The organism is Oceanobacillus sp. M60 (genome assembly GCF_053839645.1).
This window is the reverse complement of the sequence record NZ_JBSSNH010000002.1, coordinates 304,580-325,948: the sequence shown is the minus strand read 5'-3', so window position 1 is coordinate 325,948 and position 21,369 is coordinate 304,580. Positions and strand designations below refer to the sequence as shown.

General features: G+C 40.0%; 16 protein-coding genes, 1 other RNA gene and 2 other annotated features. Of the genes, 15 read left to right on the top strand and 2 right to left on the bottom strand.

Features of this window, described 5'->3' with window-relative positions:
• Positions 1–17 precede the first annotated feature (17 nt).
• The 7 genes from ACW0TQ_RS05805 (at position 18) to ssrS (ending at position 8,315) form a co-directional block, all read left to right on the top strand.
• The gene (locus ACW0TQ_RS05805; protein WP_042534343.1) at positions 18–2,213 is read left to right on the top strand and encodes a RelA/SpoT family protein; all 2,196 of its coding nucleotides are present in this window, start codon (positions 18–20) and stop codon (positions 2,211–2,213) included.
• A 16-nt stretch (positions 2,214–2,229) separates the two neighbouring features.
• The gene (gene dtd, locus ACW0TQ_RS05800; RefSeq protein ID WP_042534341.1) at positions 2,230–2,676 is read left to right on the top strand and encodes a D-aminoacyl-tRNA deacylase; all 447 of its coding nucleotides are present in this window, start codon (positions 2,230–2,232) and stop codon (positions 2,674–2,676) included.
• Between the two features lie 82 nt (positions 2,677–2,758).
• Positions 2,759–2,932 carry a hypothetical protein gene (locus ACW0TQ_RS05795; protein ID WP_256704747.1) on the top strand — a complete coding sequence of 58 codons (174 nt, stop codon included), beginning with the start codon at positions 2,759–2,761 and terminating at the stop codon, positions 2,930–2,932.
• 152 nt (positions 2,933–3,084) lie between these two features.
• Positions 3,085–3,306, top strand: a binding site (T-box leader).
• A 136-nt stretch (positions 3,307–3,442) separates the two neighbouring features.
• Entirely contained in the window at positions 3,443–4,723 is a 1,281-nt protein-coding gene (hisS, locus tag ACW0TQ_RS05790; RefSeq protein ID WP_042534339.1) for a histidine--tRNA ligase, read from the top strand.
• A 3-nt stretch (positions 4,724–4,726) separates the two neighbouring features.
• On the top strand, positions 4,727–6,502 hold the full coding sequence (gene aspS / locus ACW0TQ_RS05785) for an aspartate--tRNA ligase (RefSeq protein WP_256704746.1): 1,776 nt from the start codon (positions 4,727–4,729) through the stop codon (positions 6,500–6,502).
• 176 nt (positions 6,503–6,678) lie between these two features.
• Positions 6,679–8,061 (top strand): NADP-specific glutamate dehydrogenase, encoded by a 1,383-nt coding sequence (gdhA, locus tag ACW0TQ_RS05780; RefSeq protein ID WP_084612980.1) that lies wholly within the window; start codon positions 6,679–6,681, stop codon positions 8,059–8,061.
• A 71-nt stretch (positions 8,062–8,132) separates the two neighbouring features.
• Positions 8,133–8,315, top strand: a non-coding RNA gene (gene ssrS, locus ACW0TQ_RS05775) — 6S RNA.
• Between the two features lie 95 nt (positions 8,316–8,410).
• Here the strand turns inward: ssrS and ACW0TQ_RS05770 are convergent.
• Together ACW0TQ_RS05770 and ACW0TQ_RS05765 are read right to left on the bottom strand one after the other, a co-directional pair.
• Complete coding sequence (locus tag ACW0TQ_RS05770) at positions 8,411–9,085, bottom strand: RsfA family transcriptional regulator (protein WP_042534335.1); 675 nt, start codon at positions 9,083–9,085, stop codon at positions 8,411–8,413.
• A gap of 307 nt (positions 9,086–9,392) precedes the next feature.
• Positions 9,393–10,661: a replication-associated recombination protein A gene (locus ACW0TQ_RS05765; protein WP_455725412.1), complete on the bottom strand. Its 1,269-nt coding sequence runs from the start codon at positions 10,659–10,661 to the stop codon at positions 9,393–9,395.
• Between the two features lie 419 nt (positions 10,662–11,080).
• Here ACW0TQ_RS05765 and cymR point away from each other — a divergent pair, with 419 nt between their 5' ends.
• From cymR to alaS, 8 genes are all read left to right on the top strand, one after another.
• Positions 11,081–11,506, top strand: coding sequence for a cysteine metabolism transcriptional regulator CymR (gene cymR, locus ACW0TQ_RS05760; RefSeq protein WP_042534331.1), 426 nt, complete (start codon positions 11,081–11,083; stop codon positions 11,504–11,506).
• 22 nt (positions 11,507–11,528) lie between these two features.
• On the top strand, positions 11,529–12,671 hold the full coding sequence (locus ACW0TQ_RS05755; protein ID WP_256704744.1) for a cysteine desulfurase family protein: 1,143 nt from the start codon (positions 11,529–11,531) through the stop codon (positions 12,669–12,671).
• A 13-nt stretch (positions 12,672–12,684) separates the two neighbouring features.
• Positions 12,685–13,797 carry a tRNA 2-thiouridine(34) synthase MnmA gene (gene mnmA / locus ACW0TQ_RS05750; RefSeq protein ID WP_042534327.1) on the top strand — a complete coding sequence of 371 codons (1,113 nt, stop codon included), beginning with the start codon at positions 12,685–12,687 and terminating at the stop codon, positions 13,795–13,797.
• A 16-nt stretch (positions 13,798–13,813) separates the two neighbouring features.
• Positions 13,814–14,485, top strand: a complete 672-nt coding sequence (locus ACW0TQ_RS05745) for a tetratricopeptide repeat protein (protein ID WP_042534326.1) — start codon at positions 13,814–13,816, stop codon at positions 14,483–14,485.
• Positions 14,486–14,497: 12 nt separating this feature from the next.
• Positions 14,498–16,834 carry an SF1B family DNA helicase RecD2 gene (gene recD2, locus ACW0TQ_RS05740; protein ID WP_042534325.1) on the top strand — a complete coding sequence of 779 codons (2,337 nt, stop codon included), beginning with the start codon at positions 14,498–14,500 and terminating at the stop codon, positions 16,832–16,834.
• A 65-nt stretch (positions 16,835–16,899) separates the two neighbouring features.
• On the top strand, positions 16,900–17,088 hold the full coding sequence (locus ACW0TQ_RS05735) for a hypothetical protein (protein WP_084612979.1): 189 nt from the start codon (positions 16,900–16,902) through the stop codon (positions 17,086–17,088).
• A gap of 183 nt (positions 17,089–17,271) precedes the next feature.
• Entirely contained in the window at positions 17,272–18,336 is a 1,065-nt protein-coding gene (locus ACW0TQ_RS05730; protein ID WP_052485078.1) for an AI-2E family transporter, read from the top strand.
• Between the two features lie 130 nt (positions 18,337–18,466).
• Positions 18,467–18,670 (top strand) — a binding site (T-box leader).
• A gap of 52 nt (positions 18,671–18,722) precedes the next feature.
• Positions 18,723–21,365 (top strand): alanine--tRNA ligase, encoded by a 2,643-nt coding sequence (gene alaS / locus ACW0TQ_RS05725; RefSeq protein WP_042534323.1) that lies wholly within the window; start codon positions 18,723–18,725, stop codon positions 21,363–21,365.
• The last annotated feature ends 4 nt before the right edge of the window (positions 21,366–21,369 follow it).

Below are 21,369 nucleotides of genomic sequence, written 5' to 3'. Positions count from 1 at the left end.
TAAATAAAGGTGATTACATGGCAAAAGATGAAAATGTCAACATTACAGATATTGTAGAAAAAGTAAAAGAGTATTTATCTGATGACGATGTTGCTTTAATTGAACATGCATATGAATTTGCAAAAGAAGCTCATAAAGATCAATTTCGCAAATCTGGTGAGCCGTATATCATTCATCCGGTACAGGTCGCAGGGATACTGGCTGAATTATTAATGGATGCAGAAACAATTTCAGCAGGCTTTCTTCATGACGTAATCGAGGATACTGACGTCACATTTGAACAGATGGAAGAAGAATTCAATCATGAGATAGCTGCGCTTGTAGATGGGGTAACGAAGCTTGGGAAAATCCGCTATGAAACAAAAGAGGCCCAGCAAGCAGAAAACCACCGAAAAATGTTCGTGGCGATGGCGAGGGATATTCGTGTTATCATGATTAAGCTTGCCGACAGATTGCATAATATGAGAACGTTAAAGCATCTGCCGCCAGAAAAGCAAAGGCGTATTTCCAATGAAACGCTGGAAATTTTTGCTCCGCTTGCCCACCGCCTGGGAATATCAACAATAAAGTGGGAGCTGGAGGATACGGCATTACGTTATCTTAATCCACAGCAATATTATCGTATTGTTCAGTTAATGAAGCAAAAACGGGAGGAAAGAGAAACTTATATCCAGGAGGTTATTGCTGACCTCTCCCAGGAATTTGAAGCTGTAAATATTAAAGCAGAGATGTCCGGGCGTCCGAAGCATCTATACAGCATTTATCAAAAGATGGTCAATCAGAAAAAGCAATTTAACGAAATATATGATCTTCTTGCTGTCCGTATTTTAGTTGATAATATTAAAGATTGTTATGCTGTTTTAGGTATTATCCATACAAATTGGAAGCCGATGCCCGGAAGATTTAAGGATTATATCGCGATGCCGAAGCAAAATCTGTATCAATCCCTGCATACAACAGTTATTGGACCAAAGGGCGACCCGCTGGAGGTGCAGATTCGTACCAAGGAAATGCATGATATTGCCGAATACGGGATTGCTGCGCACTGGGCCTATAAGGAAGGAAAGCAAGCAAAAGGAAAAAGCTCTTTTGAGGAAAAATTGTCATGGTTCCGGGAGATTCTGGAGTGGCAAAGTGAAACACATGATGCAGAGGAATTTATGGAATCGCTGAAGATTGATTTGTTTTCAGATATGGTTTATGTTTTCACACCAAAAGGCGAGGTAATTGAGCTGCCGTCTGGATCCATCCCAATTGATTTTGCATACAAGATTCATACTGAAATCGGTAATAAAACCATTGGAGCGAAAATCAATGGGAAAATGGAACCTTTGGATTACGAGTTGCAAAATGGAGATATCGTGGATGTGATGACTTCGAAGCATTCCTATGGACCATCGCAGGATTGGCTGAAAATGGTTCAAACCTCACAGGCTAAAAGTAAGATAAAGCAGTTTTTCAAAAAACAGCAGCGTGATGAGAATATTGTCAAAGGAAAAGAAGCTGTGGAAAAAGAAATTCGCGCCTTTGATATTGAGCCTAAAGAAGTATTGACTCCAGATAATCTGCAGCGTGTATTCGATAAGTTTAATTTTACAAACGAAGAAGATATGTATGCTGCTGTCGGCTATCAAGGAATTACCGCAGCGCTGATAGCAACCCGTTTAACAGAACGAATTCGTCATTTGAGAGAAGCAGATCAGGATTTAGAGACAAAAATAGAAGAAGTAAAAACCAATAAAGCAAAACCATCCTCTAAGAAGGATTCGGGTATTGAAGTGGCAGGAGTAAATAATTTACTTGTCCGGATTGCAAAATGCTGTAATCCAGTTCCCGGTGATGATATTTTAGGGTATATTACAAAAGGCAGAGGAGTGTCTGTTCATCGTGCGGATTGTCCGAATGTACAAACCGAAGAAGCGAGGCAGCGCTATATCGATGTAAAATGGAAAACCCAATACGCGGAACGAAAGCAATATCATGTAGACCTGGAAATTACAGGATATGATCGCCGCGGTCTGCTTAATGAAGTATTGCAGGCGGTCAACGAAACAAAAACAAATATCACACATGTGAATGGCAGGTCTGATCGTAATAAAATGGCAGTAATCCAATTAACTATTTTAATCCACAATACGAATCACTTGAAAAAAGTAGTTGATCGAATAAAGCAAATACAGGAAGTATATACCGTAACAAGAACAGTTCAATAAGGAGCGTTTGTTTTTTATGAAGGTAGTATTACAACGGGTGAAAGAAGCTTCTGTCACCGTCCGGGAAGAGAAAATAAGTGAAATACAAAAAGGATTTTTGCTGCTTGTTGGTATTACTCACGAAGACACAGAGGAAGACGTAAAATATCTCGTAAATAAGATTGTTCACCTGCGTGTCTTTGAAGATGAGAATGAAAAAATGAACCGTTCGATTAAAGATGTAGACGGGGGTATATTATCTGTATCGCAATTTACATTGTACGGAGACACTAAAAAAGGCAGACGACCAAGCTTTATCAAAGCAGCAAAGCCGGCCGAAGCAGAAGCATTATATAATACATTTAATCAAGCATTACGTACAGAAGGCGTCATAACAGAAACAGGAGAATTTGGCGCAATGATGGATGTCCAGCTGGTAAATGACGGACCTGTTACATTGATTTTAGACAGCAAAGACAGATAAAAACGATTAAAGAATAAGATTCTTGTTTTGTGGAGATGCTATAAAAACTTAAAGAGGCCGAATCAAAAGGAGAAATGAAGTTATGCATCGACACACAAAACAACGCAATGCCAATAATTATTCTGAATTGATGATGACAGATTTCCATCATTTTATGAAAATGGAAAAATCATCAACCTATTTAGAAATAGCAACGGAGCTTGGAATTTCCATTCAGGAAGTAAAGCAATTGAAAAAAAGCTTAGGTCGTTCTTGACATTGTGAGCAACTAACCTTATTATTATAATCATTCCACTTCCACAAGTGTTTTCAGCGGGACGAGTAATCCCAGTCCCAGGATGTGGTGTGGCTTCTGCGTTGTCCACAGGGCGTGGGCGGTATTAGTAGAAGTTCCTTAAAATTAAATGATAAAAACCATTGAAGGAAAAAGTAATGTAAGTACAGATAGCAAGAGAGTAGTTGTCAACGGCTGGAAGCAACTATCTATACGACTTATATGAAAGACATTCTGGAGGAGTTATATCGAAATAGATGAGTAGATATAAACGTGTTGCAGGCGTTAACTGATAAAGGTGGATATCATTCAGATATCAACTAGGGTGGCAACGCGGGTAAAAACCCGTCCCTTATTTTTTATAAGGGACGGGTTTTTTTGTATTGTCCAATAAAAATATGGGGCAGCCGTCAAACGTTGCTTGTTATCATTTTCGCTAACCAGAAAATTACTTTCATCCGTGTTCTGTATATTCGCAAAGGAGGAAATAAAATGGCTATGAAGGCTCCAAGAGGAACAGTGGATATTTTGCCGGAAGATACGGCGAAATGGCAGTATGTTGAAAACAAAATTAAAGAAATTTGTGAAGCCTATTACTATCACGAAATACGCACGCCGATTTTCGAGCACACAGAAGTATTTCAGCGTGGGGTGGGAGATTCTACGGATATTGTACAAAAGGAAATGTATACTTTTGAAGATCGTGGAGGAAGAAGTCTGACCCTCCGTCCAGAAGGCACAGCTGCTGTAGCCCGTGCTTTTGTAGAAAATAAGTTATTTGGCAGTCCCAATTTACCGGAGAAGCTTTATTATTTCGGCTCGATGTTCCGTTATGAACGGCCGCAAAAAGGAAGAATGCGTCAACTAAATCAATTTGGCGTCGAAGCAATGGGAAGTGAAGATCCTGCAATTGACGCAGAAGTGATTGACCTGGCAATGCATATTTATCGCAGCTTAGGCTTGAAATCTTTGAAGCTGGTGATTAACTCATTAGGCGATAAAGAAAGTCGTCAAGCTCATCGTGACGCACTGGTGACTCATTTTGATCCATATCGTGAGGAACTTTGCTCCGACTGCCAATCACGATTAGATAACAATCCATTACGTGTATTGGATTGCAAGAAGGATCGTGATCATCCAGCAATGAAAACTGCGCCATCCATCTTGACCTATTTAAATGAAAAATCACAGGCTTATTTTGAGCAAGTGAAAGCTTATTTGGATGCAATGGATATTTCTTATACCGTAGACCCTAATTTGGTTCGCGGTCTAGATTACTATAATCACACTGCATTCGAAATCATGAGTGAAGCAGATGGATTTGGGGCAATCACAACACTGGCCGGCGGCGGCAGATATGATGGATTAATCAATGAATTTGGCGGACCTAACACTCCAGGTATCGGTTTTGGGATGGGATTAGAGCGCTTGTTAATGGCTCTTCAGGTAGAAAATATAGAAATCCCCGTAGATACAAAGTTAGACTGCTTTGTAGCAGGTTTTGGCTCTGAAAAGGTACGTACAGAGGCTGTGAAAGCTGTTCATCAGCTACGTATGGCCGGTATCCAGGCAGACACAGATTACCAGCACCGCAAAATGAAAGGCCAGCTTAAAGCAGCAGACCGGTTAAAAGCTAGATTTGTGATTTTCTTAGGCGATGATGAACTTGAAAAACAAATCGTAACCATTAAAAATATGGAATCCGGGGACCAAAAGGAAGTTCCGATGAAGGATATTGTTAGCGAATTTAAAGTGTTATTGGAGGAGAGCTAAAAAATGACAGAACGTGTTTTATCTGGACACTTAACTGAAAAAGAAATTGAAAAGGAGGTCAGGCTGAAAGGCTGGGTCCAAAAACGCCGTGATCTTGGCGGACTTATATTCATTGATTTACGCGATAAATCCGGAATCATCCAAATCGTTTTTAACCCAGATTATTCCGGGGAAGCATTAGAAATAGCTGAAAGCATCCGCTCGGAATATGTAATCGATGTGGTCGGAAAACTGGTTTTACGTGACGAGGCAACCATAAATCCCGCTATTGCAACTGGTAAATTGGAAGTGCTGGCCAGTTCAATCACCGTATTGAATAAGGCAAAAAATCCGCCGTTTATGATTCAGGATGATGTAAATATTGCAGAAGATATCCGTTTGAAATACCGTTATTTAGATCTGCGCCGTCCAGGCTTGCAAGAAACGTTTAAATTACGGCATCAAACAACGCAAAGCATCCGCAACTATTTAAATAAAAATGAATTCTTAGAAATGGAAACTCCGATTTTAACGAAAAGCACGCCGGAAGGAGCCCGTGATTACTTGGTGCCAAGCCGTGTACATCCTGGTGAATTCTATGCGCTGCCGCAATCTCCACAGTTATTTAAACAATTGATTATGATGAGCGGTTTTGAACGTTATTACCAAATCGCACGCTGCTTCCGGGATGAAGATTTGAGGGCGGACCGTCAGCCGGAATTTACACAGGTTGATATTGAAACTTCCTTTTTAACAAGTGATGAAATTATGACAATGACGGAAGAAATGATGAAAGAGGTTGTTAAAGAAGTAAAGGGCGTCGATATTCAATTACCTTTACAGCGGATGCCTTATGATGAAGCAATGGATCGTTATGGCTCGGATAAGCCGGATACCCGCTTTGGGTTAGAGTTAATCCATGTATCTGATATCGTAGCTGATTCTGGGTTTAAAGTATTTAAACAGGCGGTAGAGAATGGCGGTAAAGTAGCCTTATTAAATGTGGAAGGTGCTGCTGCCGGCTACTCTAGAAAGGATATTGATAAATTAACAGAGTTTGTCAATATTTATGGTGCAAAAGGCTTAGCTTGGCTGAAAGTAGAGGAAGAAGAAGTGAAAGGCCCAATCAGCAAATTCTTGTCAGATGATGAAAAAGCAGCGATTGTGGATAAAGCCAATGCAAGCAGTGGAGATTTGCTGTTATTTGTAGCTGATAAATCAGCTGTTGTCTATGATAGTTTAGGCGCTTTACGCTTAAAGCTTGGAAAAGACTTAGGGTTAATTGATGAAGAAGCGTTTCATTTCTTATGGGTAACAGATTGGCCATTATTTGAATATGATGAGGAACTGGGCCGTTATTTTGCAGCACACCATCCATTTACATCGCCAATTGAAGCGGATAAGGAAAAATTATTGACTGATCCAATCAATGTTCGGGCAAATGCATATGACTTGGTATTAAATGGATATGAGCTTGGCGGCGGGTCCATTCGTATTCACCAAACGGAACTTCAAAACCAGATGTTTAAAGCGCTGGGATTCACAGAAGAAGAAGCAAGAGAACAGTTTGGTTTCTTGCTGGATGCACTGGAATATGGTGCGCCTCCTCATGGAGGAGTTGCGCTTGGTCTGGACCGTATCATTATGCTTCTGGCAGGACGCTCGAATCTGCGTGATACGATTCTATTCCCTAAAACAGCGTCTGCATCTGACTTGATGACAGAAGCTCCGAGTGAAGTGAGCGGAGATCAATTGCAGGAATTGTCAATTGCATTGTCAAATCATGAAATGAAAGAATAGAAATAGTAGAATATGCACGGTATTTAAAATATCGTGCATATCATTTCAGGAATATTTGCTGAAAAATGTGAATTAAAAGCAACAAATCCTCAAGAATCTTGTGTTTATTTGGTTTTTCATATAAAATATAAAAACCTTCTAGTTGAGGAATCGGTTGAAATAAATAAAGGAGATGAATGATAGAAGCCATGGAAAATAAATTACAATATCAAAACAGAACAGCAAAAGAGTACGTGCAGGGAGTCTATGAGGAACTAAAGAATAGAAACAGCCACGAGACAGAATTTTTGCAAGCAGTAGAAGAAATTGTCGAATCTTTAGAAGGCGTTTTTGAGAAGCATCCTAAATATATGGAATTAGGCATTTTAGAGAGAATTGTAGAACCAGAGCGCTTGATTGCCTTCCGTGTACCCTGGGTGGATGATGAAGGCCGGGTTCAGGTAAACCGCGGATATCGTGTTCAATTCAGCAGTGCAATCGGACCTTATAAAGGCGGGCTTCGTTTTCATCCAACAGTAAACACAAGTATTATTAAATTTTTAGGCTTTGAACAAATCTTTAAAAATTCTTTGACCGGGCAGCCTATAGGCGGAGGAAAAGGTGGATCAGATTTTGATCCAAAAGGAAAATCAGACTTAGAAATTATGCGATTTTGTCAGAGTTTTATGTCAGAATTAGCTAGACATATCGGACAGGATACAGACGTGCCTGCAGGAGATATTGGTGTGGGCGCCAGAGAGATTGGCTACCTTTACGGGCAATATAAGAAAATCAAAGGCGCTGTAGAACCAGGCGTTCTAACAGGAAAAAGCTTAGGTTTTGGAGGCAGCTTGGCACGTAAGGAAGCAACTGGTTACGGTACAGTTTACTTTGTACAGGAAATGCTTAAAGATAATGGGCAGGACTTTTCTGGCAAAACAGTTATTGTATCCGGGTCAGGAAATGTATCGATTTATGCCATGGAGAAGGCAGCTGAATTTGGGGCAAAAGTTGTTGCCTGCAGTGACTCTAATGGATATGTCTATGATAAGAACGGCATCGATGTGGAACTTGTAAAGAAAATCAAAGAGGTAGACAGAGAGCGTATTAATGTATACTTAGAAACTTATCCAAATGCAGAATACGTTGCCGGCGGATCCGTTTGGGAGATTCCATGTGAGATTGCTTTACCTTGTGCGACACAAAATGAAATCGACGAAACTGCAGCAAAAACATTAATCAAAAATGGTGTTATTGCAGTAGGTGAAGGTGCTAACATGCCATCATCCTTAGATGCAATTAACCAATTCCAGGGAAATAATGTTTTATTCGCCCCAGCGAAAGCTGCAAACGCAGGCGGTGTAGCAGTATCAGCTCTGGAAATGGCGCAAAATAGCAGCCGCGTTTCCTGGAGCTTTGAAAAAGTCGATGAAAAGCTGCAAGGCATTATGCATGATATTTATCATAATAGCATCCAAGCCGCAAATGAATATGGTAAATCAGGAAATCTTGTTGCAGGGGCTAATATTGCAGGCTTCTTGAAAGTAGCAGATGCTATGGCAGAACAAGGAATTATTTAAATAAAAAATAGGCTTTCATATATTTGAACTTTGAATCAATGTATGCTAAGATTAATTCAAATAAAACGTTAATCATCCTGATGTGTACGTTAACAATTGGTATTTTGACCGAACACCTATAAGTTAGGGAGTCCGATTGGTCTTTAAAGTGCATGCATGCCTCAAGCAGGAAGCATAAAACCTTTAAAGCAGGACACCCACCTGCCAAAAGCGGGATCAAAACTTTATTGTTTGACGGCACTATCGGGATTACGCAAAAATACTGCACATTTTTTGTGCAGTATTTTTGTATATTGAAAAAAGGAATTCCGACTCCCTCCATCATTCCAATATATATGTCTGATTCAAACTAGTTAGAGCCTTGTGCAATCTGTTCAAGATTTCCGTTTTTATCCATACGGAAGGAAGGAGAATTCACAAGATTGGTATCCTCAAAAACTGTCATCTTGCGGGCACGATCCATAATCTGGATAAATGTCTGATAATCTTCTTTCATCGCTTGCAGCTGTTGTTCCGTATCTGCTAATTTCTTTTTTAATTCTTCGACTTTTGTCTGCAAGGATTGATTCTCACTCTCTAACGATTGCATCGACGATCTCGATTGATTGGAAGTATATAATTCTTTTTTTAGTGATTTTAAATACTTAATAACAGTATCTAAATTAAATGCTGCAACCGGTTCAGCACTTGTTTGTACGGCCGGCACCTCCACGGAAGTCTCCAGTGGCGGGATATTTTCTGTGCTTTCAACAGGCTCTGCTTTGGGAACAGCCTGAATGGTTTTGTTTAAAGCTCTTTTTCTTTCTTTTCTTTGTCTTTTTGCTAAATCAATTGCATTTTCGTATTTATTACGCACTTCTGCATTCCATCTGAATCCACAAGCTGCTGAAGTACGGTTTAAATGATCTCCCACTTCTTCAAAAGCGTTCAATTGGGTGCTGCCCTCACGAATATGCCGCAAGACAGTTTCTGCCAACAGCAAATCATCTTCATGAGACCAAGCGTCTTGTCTTACTTTTACCATGTTATTCACTCCTCATAATTATAAAAATACGTAGAAAATCTGTCATCCTTTATCGTTTAATGAATATACAGTTTTTCTTACACCTGCACGTTAAAAAGTGAGATTTCCTAACGTACTAGAAAGATTATAGTAATCTCTATTCTTTCCAGAGGAGTTTAAAATTATACATTGCTTTAAAATTATAGTGTGAGTTCAAAAGTTTGATAAAATGAAGCCTCCTGTTCTTTAAAGAGAGTGAAGAGTGCAAAAAAGCCCATACACATCAGGTCTAGAATGGATGTGTATGGGCGGAAAAAGGTCACTTTATCTAATTTTTGTTAATTCGTTCATATACTTGTTTTAATGCAGTCTCAAATTTTCCTGTGTCTTTGGGTGTATAGTAGTTTCGATTTTTAATGGTGTCAGGTAAATATTGCTGTTTGATCCATGCCCCTGGGTAATTATGCGGGTATTTATAATCTGCTCCTCTGCCAAGCTTAGTTGCCCCTGAATAATGTGCATCCTTTAAATGTGCTGGAATATCACCGCTGTTGCCTTTGCGAATATCCTCCAAGGCTGCGTCCAAAGCTTTATAGGCTGTATTTGATTTGGGAGAAAGGGCTAATTCCACAATAATATTAGCTAAAGGAATCCGCGCTTCCGGAAAGCCGATCCGTTCAGCTGCTTGAACAGCAGCAATGACGCGCGGGCCAGCCTGCGGACTTGCCAGACCTACGTCTTCATATGCAATGACAATCAGCCTTCTGGCAATACTGTCTAAGTCGCCGGCTTCAATCAGACGTCCTAAATAATGAAGCGCTGCATCCACGTCGCTTCCGCGGATTGATTTTTGAAAAGCACTTAAAACATCGTAATGAGCATCTCCGTCTTTATCGTGAGAAAAGCTTTTTTTCTGCATACATTCTTCCGCAATTTCCAGTGTTATCTCGATTTGCCCCTCTGAGTCCGGCGGGGTAGAGCTGACCGCCAGTTCCAGGCCATTTAAAGCTGATCTCAAGTCCCCATTTGCTGAGATGGCAAAATGTTCTATAGCATCTTCATGGATATGAATCGCTTTATCTCCGTATCCGTTCGATGTATCCCGGACAGCGCGCTGCAGTGCCGTTTTAACATTGTCCAGCGTTAACCCGCGTAATTCAAATAAATGACAGCGGCTCCGGATTGCCGGGTTGATGGAATGGTACGGATTGCTGGTTGTACAGCCTATCAAGGTCAGTAAATTATTCTCTAAATGCGGCAGTAAAAAATCCTGTTTTGCTTTATCCAGACGATGTACTTCATCTAAGATAAGAACTGTTTGACCTTGCATTTTAGCCTGCTCGACAACAATTTCCATATCCTTCTTTTTATCTGTAACGGCATTTAAGGTTTTGGAGGGAAGTCCGATTGTTTCTGCAAGGGCAAATGCCATGGATGTTTTTCCTGTTCCGGGAGGGCCGAATAAAATCATGGAAGAAAGCTGGTTAGCTTTTATCATCCGATCAATTATTTTCGCTTGACCTACCAGGTGTTCTTGTCCTATAATATCATCTATGTTTTTTGGTCGCATTCGAAATGCGAGTGGCTGTTTATACATGACATAACTTCCTTCATCTGTTTAGGTATCGTATTCTATTAGCTTAAAGCGAATATAGAAGAAATGCAAGAGGTTAGCAGTCATGCTATAATAGGTATTGATAATATAAATAATCAAATTTGTATAGGTGGAATTAAAAGTTGGTATAATGAAAGAATAGGTTTGAATAGAATCTTTCAGCTATTATTCGTCCGCTTGAAGACCTTTATACTTCAGGGATTAAAAAGGAAGTTTGAGTACGTTTCATAACTTGATGGAACTTTACTTGCTAAAGTTTTTCAGCGGGGCGGGCAGCTGCAGTCCCGTTTATTAGAAAAGGTAAAGTGAAGCCGGACTGTATGAGGTTTCCCTTTGTAACAACTTATTATAGTACATTATATAAATGACAGAAGATAGTTAAAAAAATTGAGGTGTAAATGATGAAAATTTCAACTAAAGGAAGATACGGACTGACAATAATGATAGATTTGGCAAAAAACGAAGGGAACGGGCCGATTTCCCTAAAGGTTATTGCAAAGGATAATGATCTGTCAGAACATTATTTAGAGCAGCTAGCTTCTCCATTAAGAAATGCTGGATTAATTAAAAGTATACGCGGTGCATATGGAGGATACCAGCTTGCTAAAAAACCGGAGGAAATTAAAGCCGGTGATGTGATTCGGGTGTTGGAAGGTCCGTTAACCATTGTGGAAGGCATGGAAAATGAGAAGCCGGCACAGGCATCCTTATGGCTGCAAATCAGAGATGCGGTAAAAGATGTATTAGAAAAAACGACTCTGGAAGATTTGGCAAATTATGATGAAAGTGATGAAGGACCTGCAGAGGCATATATGTTTTATATTTAAGGGCTGGAAAGGATTTTGACTCATGGAAGCAATATATTTAGACCATGCCGCTACTTCTCCTATGGCAAGAGGAGTTGCGGAGGCAATGATTCCTGTATATGAAGAAATCATTGGCAATGCATCAAGCGTTCATTCTTTTGGACGGAAGGCAAGGCAGCAGCTGGATGCTTCAAGGCAGGCTCTGGCAGCATCTATTGGTGCAAATGAAAAGGAACTTATATTTACAAGCGGCGGAACAGAGGCGGATAATATGGCGCTCACAGGCGTTGCAGAAGCAAACCGGAATAAAGGGAACCATATTATCACTTCCATTCAGGAACATCATGCTGCTTTGCATACAGCTGAAAAGTTAGAGAAACAAGGCTTCCGTGTAACCTATTTACCTGTTGATGAAAAAGGGCTGGTCTCGACGCAAGATGTTGAAGCAGCTTTAACGGATGATACGATTTTAGTTTCTATTATGTATGTAAACAATGAGACAGGTGTTATTCAGCCTATCAGTGAGATTGGAGAATTGCTAAAGGAGCATCAGGCTTATTTTCATACGGATGCTGTGCAGGCTTACGGTTTGCTGGATATTGATGTGCATGCACAAAACATTGATTTACTGACAGCAACTGCACATAAAATCGGCGGTCCTAAAGGGATTGGCTTTTTATATGCAAATGAAAAAGTAGCTATGAGTCCGATTCAATTTGGCGGGGAACAGGAGCGGAAACGCCGCCCCGGTACAGAAAACATTCCGGCGGCAGTCGGTTTTGAACTGGCATCGAATATTGTAATGGAAACGAAAGCTGCAAGAAATCAACAATATGAGAAATATAAACAAATTTTAATAGATACTTTTACAGAAGCCGGCATTGATTTTGGTATCAATGGAGATCCGGAGAAGACTGTCTCCACGATAATCAATGTCCGTTTTCCAGGGGCGAATGTAGAAGCACTGCTTGCCAATTTTGATTTGAGCGGTGTTGCGGCTTCAAGTGGAAGCGCGTGTACAGCAGGAAGTGTTGAGCCTTCTCATGTATTGTCAGCCATGTTTGGTTCAGAAAGTCCGGTTACGACAAATTCAATTCGATTCAGTTTTGGACTGGCAAATACAGAAGAGAATGTAAAGGAAGCGGCAGAAAGAATTGCCGGAATCGTAAAACGATTAACAAGCTAAAGGAGGGGCGGAAATGAAAGAGAATAAAAATACACGTGTTGTTGTTGGTATGAGCGGCGGTGTCGACTCTTCCGTTGCAGCACTACTATTAAAAGAACAAGGATATGATGTTGTAGGGATCTTTATGAAAAACTGGGATGATACAGATGAATTTGGAGTCTGTACCGCGACAGAAGACTTTGATGATGTTGTCCGGGTCTGTAATCAATTAGATATACCCTATTACTCAGTCAATTTTGAAAAACAATACTGGGACAAGGTATTCACCTATTTTCTGGATGAATATAAAGCGGGAAGAACGCCAAATCCGGATGTGATGTGTAATAAAGAAATCAAGTTCAAAGCATTTCTTGACCATGCGCTTTCTTTAGGGGCAGATTATCTAGCTACCGGACATTATGCGCAGGTGGCAAGAGATGAAAATGGCAGTATTCAAATGCTGCGCGGGGCGGATGACAATAAGGATCAAACTTATTTCTTAAATCAACTCAGCTCAGATGTATTAGAAAAAGTCATGTTTCCGTTAGGGCATCTGCCAAAGCCGGAGGTCCGCAAAATTGCAGCTGATTATGGTTTGGTAACGGCAGCGAAGAAAGACTCTACCGGCATCTGCTTTATTGGAGAACGAAATTTTAAAACCTTTTTAAGTGAATATTTGCCGGCACAGCCAGGAAAAATGATGACGTTGGATGGGATTGAAAAAGGAAATCATGATGGGTTAATGTACTATACAATCGGTCAGCGTCAAGGGCTTGGCATCGGCGGTTCTGGTGACCCTTGGTTTGTTGTGGGCAAAAATTTAGAAGATAATTATTTATATGTTGCACAGGGCTATCATAATGATTATCTATATTCGGACTCGCTCGTAGCAACGGATATTAATTGGGTACAGCCGGATCAAATTGAAGAAACATTTACTTGCACAGCGAAATTCCGCTATCGTCAGAAAGATTCAGAAGTAACGGTGACAGTGAAAGACGATAAAGCCTATGTCGCATTTAAAGAAAGCCAGCGGGCAATTACGCCTGGCCAAGCCGTGGTATTTTATCAAGGCGATATTTGTCTCGGCGGCGGAACGATTGATGAAATTATTAAAGATAATAAAGCATTACAATATGTTGGTTAGTAGGATGGTTTGATAAATGGATAAAAATCAGCAGGCAATTGCATTATTAAATGAAAAAAAGTATGAAGAAGCAGCACAGCTGTTTAACGACGTTATTGAAGAGTCACCCAACGATCCGCTCGGTTATATTAATTTCGGCAACCTTTTAATGCAGCTGAATGAGACAGAAAGGGCAGAGCGCTTTTTTGAGCGTGCTGTTGAACTGGATGAAAAAGCAGCAACAGCTTATTATGGTTTAGGTAATTTATATTTTGAGAAGGAAGATTACCAGAAAGCTTCGCAAAAATTTCTAAAGGCAATTGAGCAGGGGCTGGAGGAAGCGGATGCTTACTTTATGCTCGGGATGTGCTTCCGGAATCAAGAACAGTGGAAGCTGTCTTTACCTTATTTACTGCGGGCAACCGAACTAGATTCTCAGGATGAGAGCTTTCTGTTTCAATATGGTTTGTCCTTGGCTCAGGTTGAATTGTTAGATGAAGCGCAAAAAACATTTGAAAAAGTGCTTGAATTGGATGAAGCGCATAGCGATGCTTATTATAATCTGGGTGTGATTTCTTTATTCCATGAGAAAATAGAGGAAGCTTTGCGTTATTTTGAAAAAGCACTGGAATTGCAGTCAGATCATGTCTTAGCTGCAAACGGAAAGAAAATTGCATTACAGTATATGGAGCAATTTGAGGATAAATAAGGGGTAATCATCATGGGAAACCAGATAGAAACAAAGGAAGCACTGCCTTTTGTAACAGGGAGCGTCATCAATACAATTTTTCGCAATGAGGCAGAACATTTCTCTATCGTCCGAATTAAAATAACAAAAACAAACCTTGATTATCAAGATAAAGAAATCATTGTAAAGGGGTATTTTGATCAGCTTCAGGATCAGACTGCCTATTGTTTTTATGGAGTGATGGAGAAGCATCCCCGCTATGGTTCACAATTAAAAGTACAATCCTATGAGACCATTCTGCCGACCACAAAGGATGGGCTTGTCCAATATTTATCCAGTGATTTATTTTACGGTGTCGGAAAAAAGAGTGCCTTAAAAATTGTAGAGAAGCTTGGAGAGAATGCTGTGTCTAAAATTATGGATGATCCCTCTGTTTTAGACGGCGTTTCCGGCGTATCCAAGGAAACAGGAAAAAAGCTGGCTGAGCGTCTCCGGGAAAATCAAGGATTTGAACGGGTTGCTGTTAAATTATCAGAGTACGGAATTGGTCTGAAAATGGCTCAGGTCATTTATCAGACTTATCGAGATGAAGCATTAGAGGTTCTGAAAAAAGATCCGTATCAATATGTTTTTGATATTGAAGGCTTCGGGTTCAAAATGGCAGATCAAATAGCTTCCGGACAAGGGATTTCACATACACATGAAAGCCGTATTGGTGCAGGTGTCATTTATATTCTACAGCAAAGCATTCAGGCAGGTCATGTGTATCTTCCGTTTGAAAAATGTATGCAGGAGGTTATTTATTTACTTCATCTGCCTAATCCAGACCAAGGCTCTGTTTCTGATGTAATTATGCAGTTAAATACAGAGAAAAAAGTTATTGTCATTGATGAACGTGTTTACCTGCCCTCGTTATATTATGCAGAGGATAACTTTACTGCCAGCTTGAAAAAAATTCTTACCAAACCGATAGAGGATGAAGTGCCTTTGGCGGAGCTTTTGAAGATAACGGGTGAGATTGAGGAAGAAGAGTCATTGAGCTATGGAAAAGAACAATTTGATGCCATTGTTCAGGCAATCCACTCAAAAATTATGATTTTAACAGGCGGACCGGGAACGGGGAAAACAACGGTAATCACCGGAATTATTCAAGCATTTGCCCAAATCCACGAGCTTTCTTTAAATCTATCGGATTATCAAAAGAAAGATAATTTTCCGTTTATATTAACAGCTCCTACCGGGCGGGCAGCAAAACGGATGTCTGAGTCAACTGGCTTGCCGGCTGTGACCATCCATCGATTACTTGGCTGGAACGGTATGGGCAGCTTTGAAAAAGATGAGCATGAACCATTATCCGGAAAGCTGCTGATTGTTGATGAATTTTCCATGGTTGATACCTGGTTAGCCAATCACTTATTTAAAGCTATTCCCGATACAATGCAGATTATTCTGGTTGGTGATGAAGACCAGCTTCCATCGGTGGGGCCGGGTCAAGTTTTAACTGATTTGATGAAAAGTGAGGTATTGCCGGTTATTTCATTAACGGATGTATATCGTCAAAAAGAGGGCTCTAAAATTATTCAGCTTGCCCACCAAATTAAAAACACCGATTGTGATAAAAATTCGTTGGAGAATGCGCGTGATTTCAGTTTTATTTCCTGTCATGATTATCAGATGACAGATGTGTTGACATCTATTATTGATAAAGCGCAAAAAAAAGGAATTGATTCTTCTTCTATTCAGGTGCTGTCTCCCATGTATCGTTCGCAAGCTGGCATTCATGCAATCAATGAAGCATTGCAGCAATTGATTAATCCTCCCGGCGAGAAAAAACGGGAGATTGCATTTCAGGATGTGGTTTATCGTGTCGGCGATCGTGTAATACAGTTAATCAATCAGCCTGAGGATGGCATATACAATGGGGACATTGGAGAGATTGTCGCCATGTTTAAACCGGAAGAAAATGCAGAGAATGAAGAACAGATTGTAATTGCATTTGAAGATAAAGAAGTTGTTTTCATTCGAAAAGATTATAATAACTTTACTCATGCGTTTTGTATTTCCATTCATAAATCACAGGGAAGTGAATTTCCAATTGTGATTCTTCCGGTGGTTTATTCACACCACCGCATGTTGCGAAAAAATCTTTTGTATACAGCAATTACAAGAGGAAAAGAGTCATTGATTATTTGCGGTGAAAAAGAGGCCTTTATTAAAGGTGTGCAAACGGAAGATACGAATCGCAGATATACTTCATTACAGGAAATGCTGCACATTCAATTAGCGAATCAAAAAGCGGAGAAGAAGGAATATGAAACGGTAGAGGACATCCCGGAGGAAGAACTGTCTCCCTACGATTTTATGGATTAAATGTATAAATATTTTTATTTGGGGCAATACTTGGACTGATAGAAGCAGAAAAAGGATGAAGATGTATGCTAGTATGTCCAAATTGCCGGGAAAAACAAATAGGAAAATTAAGCCCCACAAGTTATTATTGCTGGGTGTGTTCGATTGAATTAACAGTGTCTGGAAAGGAAGTACACATCCACCAGGTAGAAGCGGACGGGACACTCAGTTCATTAGACGATCTATTTTCAAAAGAAGAAAGAAGATTATTATAATATGGGTTTCTAAATCGGGCAATGGTTTTCGGCGGGGCGAGTAACCGCAGTCCTAGCCCCATCGGAAAAACCACGTCAGCTAAAAAGAAAAAGTTCGCCGATTATCATTTAGTAACTTTTTGAACATCCTATTATAAACTCCCAGTCTGTTGGTTACACTACCATGGACTGGGAGTGATTATTATGTGGAAAAAAATAAAGGCAAAGCAAGTCATCTATTTCCTTGTGATTGCTATCCTTTCTTTTATTCTTTTATATTTTTTAGCTATCACCAAACCATATTATGCGGCATTTTTTTCCTTTGTCTTTAAGCTGGTGCTTCCATTTTTGATTGCCGGAATTTTGGCTTTCTTGCTGCACCCATTGATTGAGTGGCTGCATCGATACCGGATTCATCGCGGGATCGCAATATTAGTGATATATCTGCTTTTTTTTGGAGGTGCCGGCTACGCAATATATCGCGCGTATCCATTAATTGTTGAACAGGTGAAGGAAATGAGCCGTAACTTTCCAGAATTTATCGCGCTGTACCAAGACGGGTTAAATAAGGTATATACCTCTACTGCTTTTTTACCGGAGACCGTACATGACAGGATGGATATGTTTATTCAATCCCTAGAGAATGCGATGAACAACTTTTCAGGGAAAATCATCGGCGGTTTTAATGGAATGATGGATGCGGTTATTCTCTTAACGATTATCCCGGTCCTTGTCTTTTATTTCTTAAAGGATTATCCATTTATCAAATCCTTTCTGTTTCGACTTATCCCGTATAAATATCGAAGCGACACAGGAAATGTATGCAAAGAAATAGGGAAAGGACTCGGCGGTTATATTCGTGGACAGTTTATTATCAGCGCAGCAGTCGGCGTTATTTCCACCTTGAGCTGGATGTGGTTAGATTTACCTTATGCTTTATTGCTGGGAATCATTTTGGCAATCGTCAACATCATTCCTTATTTTGGTCCGATCCTTGGTGCTATCCCGGTAGTAACCGTTGCTTATATGGTTGAACCGGAAAAAGCATTATTCGTTATCGTGATCATCTTTGTCATTCAATTGATTGAGAGTAATCTGTTATCGCCATATATAATGGGAAAAACAGTAAAGATTCATCCGATCGGCATTATTTTCGCCTTGTTATTAGGCGGACAACTGGCCGGCGTCATTGGTATGGTTATTTCAGTCCCTGTTTTTACCATGTTGAAAGTATTGATTCAGCAGTATCAGGTTTCAAAAGCCGGCTAAATTAGAAATAAGTATTTCATTATGTATTTTCTAAAGGCGAAAAATTGACATACAGCGGAAAAATCACTATAATAACGCTATAATCATACAAACAACAGGAAATGATAAAAAACTGTCATTTTTAATCATGTAGAACACGTTGAAGGTATTAAGTACATGACATGATATTTCAAGAGAGGGACTCCCCCGGCTGAAAGGAATCCTAATTATACTGTTATGGAAAGCTACACTGGAGTACGGCTAATCCCCGTCGGTATCATACCGTTATAATGATGAAAGTGATGAACATGGATTGTTCATAATAAGGGTGGTACCGCGAAATCTCGTCCCTGCAATGATGCAGAGAGGAGATTTTTTGTTTGATAAAAAAAGGAGGGAAAATGATAATGAAATTTTTAAGTTCCGCAGAAATTCGGCAAATGTTTATTGATTTTTTTAAAGAGAAAGGGCATCAGGTTGAACCAAGTGCTTCTTTAGTACCGCATGAAGACCCTACGCTTCTTTGGATTAATAGCGGGGTGGCAACATTAAAAAAATATTTTGACGGCCGGATTATCCCGGATAATCCTAGGATTGTGAATGCACAAAAAGCAATACGTACAAATGATATTGAAAACGTCGGTTTTACAGCGCGTCACCATACGTTTTTTGAGATGCTAGGAAACTTCTCCATTGGTGATTATTTTAAAGAAGAAGCGATTGAATGGGCATGGGAGTTTTTGACAGATGAGAAATGGATAGGTTTTGATCCGGAAAAATTATCTGTCACGGTTCACCCGGAAGATGATGAAGCGTATGATCTTTGGCTGCAAAAAATTGGTCTGCCAAAAGAGCGGATCATCCGATTGGAAGAAAACTTCTGGGATATTGGAGAAGGCCCAAGCGGACCGAATACCGAGATTTTTTATGATAGAGGCGAAAGCTATGGAAATGACCCGGCTGATCCAGAACTTTATCCGGGGGGAGAAAACAGCAGGTATTTAGAGGTTTGGAATCTCGTGTTTTCGCAATTTAACCATAATCCAGACGATACGTATACACCGCTGCCAAAGAAAAACATTGATACAGGAATGGGATTAGAACGGTTAACCTCCATTATTCAAGAGGTACCTACAAACTATGAAACAGATTTATTTATGCCGATTATCCAGGCAACGGAAATGATTGCAAACAGCAAATATGGGGAGGATGATGCAGCGGATACGGCATTTAAAGTAATTGCTGATCATATTCGAACAGTCAGCTTTGCCATTGGTGATGGGGCCATGCCGTCGAATGAAGGCAGAGGTTATGTCCTGCGCCGGCTGCTTCGCCGTGCTATCCGTTTTGCGAAGGACCTTAATATCCATGAAGCCTTTATGTACCGTCTTGTTCCGGTAGTAGCTGAAATTATGAAAGATTTCTATCCGGAGGTTGTAAAGGAAACAGACTACATTCAAAAAATAATTAAAGTGGAGGAGGATCGCTTCCATGAAACGTTAAATGATGGATTAGAAATCTTAACCAAACTTATGGAAGCAGAAAAAGAAAAAGGAAGCACGATATTTCCTGGGGAAGAAGTATTCCGCTTATATGATACGTACGGTTTTCCAAAGGAATTAACAGAAGAATATGTAGAAAAACTTGGTTTTACTGTGAATCAAGAAGGCTTTGAAAATGAAATGAAGCTGCAGCGTGAAAGAGCAAGAAATGCACGGCAAAAAGTGGATTCCATGCAGGTTCAAGACACTGTTTTTTCAACGATAGATGTAGAAAGTGAATTTGTAGGATATTCTTTATTAGAAAAAGAAACGGTCATTCAAGCAATCATTCAGGGCAAAGAAACAACAGAATCTGCAGAAGCAGGACAAGAAGCATATATTCTGCTGAAGGAAACGCCATTTTATGCGGAAAGCGGTGGGCAGGTTGCTGATATTGGTTTCATTCAAACAGATCATGCCTATGCGGTCGTTACGGATGTGCAAAAGTCTCCAAATGGCCAGCATATACACCGTGTAGAAGTAAAAGAGGGCGTATTACAGGTTGGGGAGCAAGCAGAAGCGGTTGTTGACCGTGCATTTCGGAATGATGTCATTAAAAACCATACGGCGACGCATTTACTTCATCAGGCATTAAAAGATGTACTGGGTTCTCATGTTAATCAGGCAGGTTCATTGAACGGGACCAATCGTCTCCGCTTTGATTTTTCTCATTTCAGCAGTGTAACGGATGAAGAACTGGATGAAATCGAAAAAATAGTAAATCAAAAAATATGGGAATCGATTCCGGTTGTGATTGAAACAAAAGGAATTGAAGAAGCAAAAGCGATGGGGGCAATGGCCTTATTCGGTGAAAAATATGGCGATGTTGTCCGGGTTGTTCAAATCAATGATTACAGTATTGAGCTGTGCGGCGGATGCCATGTGAGCAATACAGCTGAAATAGGCTTGTTTAAAATCGTATCAGAAAGCGGCATAGGTGCAGGTACAAGAAGGATTGAAGCTGTTACAAGCAAAGAAGCTTACAGCTATTTAAATAATAAAATCGAATTGTTGAAGCAGTCAGGTACATTATTAAAAGCTAAAGACGAGCAGATTCCGCAAAAAGTGACTGCTTTACAATCGGAATTAAAAGAAACACAAAAACAGGTAGATTCACTGCAGGCTAAACTATCTAATCTCGAAGCATCTTCTATTTTAGATGAAATAAAAGAGGTAAATAATGTAAAAGTTCTGGCTAAACAAGTCGATGTAAAAGATATGAATCAGTTACGTTCGATGGTAGATGAATTAAAACAAAAAATAGAATCAGGTGTAATTCTTCTCGCAGCTGTCAATAATAATAAAGTACAGCTTATTGCAGGAGTGACAAAAGACCTGATGAAACAAAATCTCCATGCCGGAAACTTGGTGAAGCAGGCAGCTGCAATTTGCGGCGGCGGTGGTGGTGGCCGTCCGGATATGGCACAGGCTGGGGGAAAAGACCCATCTAAAGTTACAGAAGCATTACAAAGTGCTTTAACTTATGTAACAGACGTGACAAATGCTTAATCCT

Bases quoted from the DNA above. Each gene is read 5' to 3' on its own strand.
- ACW0TQ_RS05805 (WP_042534343.1), top strand. From the start codon at position 18: ATGGCAAAAGATGAAAATGTCAACATTACAGATATTGTAGAAAAAGTA.
- dtd (WP_042534341.1), top strand. From the start codon at position 2,230: ATGAAGGTAGTATTACAACGGGTGAAAGAAGCTTCTGTCACCGTCCGG.
- ACW0TQ_RS05795 (WP_256704747.1), top strand. From the start codon at position 2,759: ATGCATCGACACACAAAACAACGCAATGCCAATAATTATTCTGAATTG.
- hisS (WP_042534339.1), top strand. From the start codon at position 3,443: ATGGCTATGAAGGCTCCAAGAGGAACAGTGGATATTTTGCCGGAAGAT.
- aspS (WP_256704746.1), top strand. From the start codon at position 4,727: ATGACAGAACGTGTTTTATCTGGACACTTAACTGAAAAAGAAATTGAA.
- gdhA (WP_084612980.1), top strand. From the start codon at position 6,679: ATGATAGAAGCCATGGAAAATAAATTACAATATCAAAACAGAACAGCA.
- ACW0TQ_RS05770 (WP_042534335.1), bottom strand. From the start codon at position 9,085: ATGGTAAAAGTAAGACAAGACGCTTGGTCTCATGAAGATGATTTGCTG.
- ACW0TQ_RS05765 (WP_455725412.1), bottom strand. From the start codon at position 10,661: ATGTATAAACAGCCACTCGCATTTCGAATGCGACCAAAAAACATAGAT.
- cymR (WP_042534331.1), top strand. From the start codon at position 11,081: ATGAAAATTTCAACTAAAGGAAGATACGGACTGACAATAATGATAGAT.
- ACW0TQ_RS05755 (WP_256704744.1), top strand. From the start codon at position 11,529: ATGGAAGCAATATATTTAGACCATGCCGCTACTTCTCCTATGGCAAGA.
- mnmA (WP_042534327.1), top strand. From the start codon at position 12,685: ATGAAAGAGAATAAAAATACACGTGTTGTTGTTGGTATGAGCGGCGGT.
- ACW0TQ_RS05745 (WP_042534326.1), top strand. From the start codon at position 13,814: ATGGATAAAAATCAGCAGGCAATTGCATTATTAAATGAAAAAAAGTAT.
- recD2 (WP_042534325.1), top strand. From the start codon at position 14,498: ATGGGAAACCAGATAGAAACAAAGGAAGCACTGCCTTTTGTAACAGGG.
- ACW0TQ_RS05735 (WP_084612979.1), top strand. From the start codon at position 16,900: ATGCTAGTATGTCCAAATTGCCGGGAAAAACAAATAGGAAAATTAAGC.
- ACW0TQ_RS05730 (WP_052485078.1), top strand. From the start codon at position 17,272: ATGTGGAAAAAAATAAAGGCAAAGCAAGTCATCTATTTCCTTGTGATT.
- alaS (WP_042534323.1), top strand. From the start codon at position 18,723: ATGAAATTTTTAAGTTCCGCAGAAATTCGGCAAATGTTTATTGATTTT.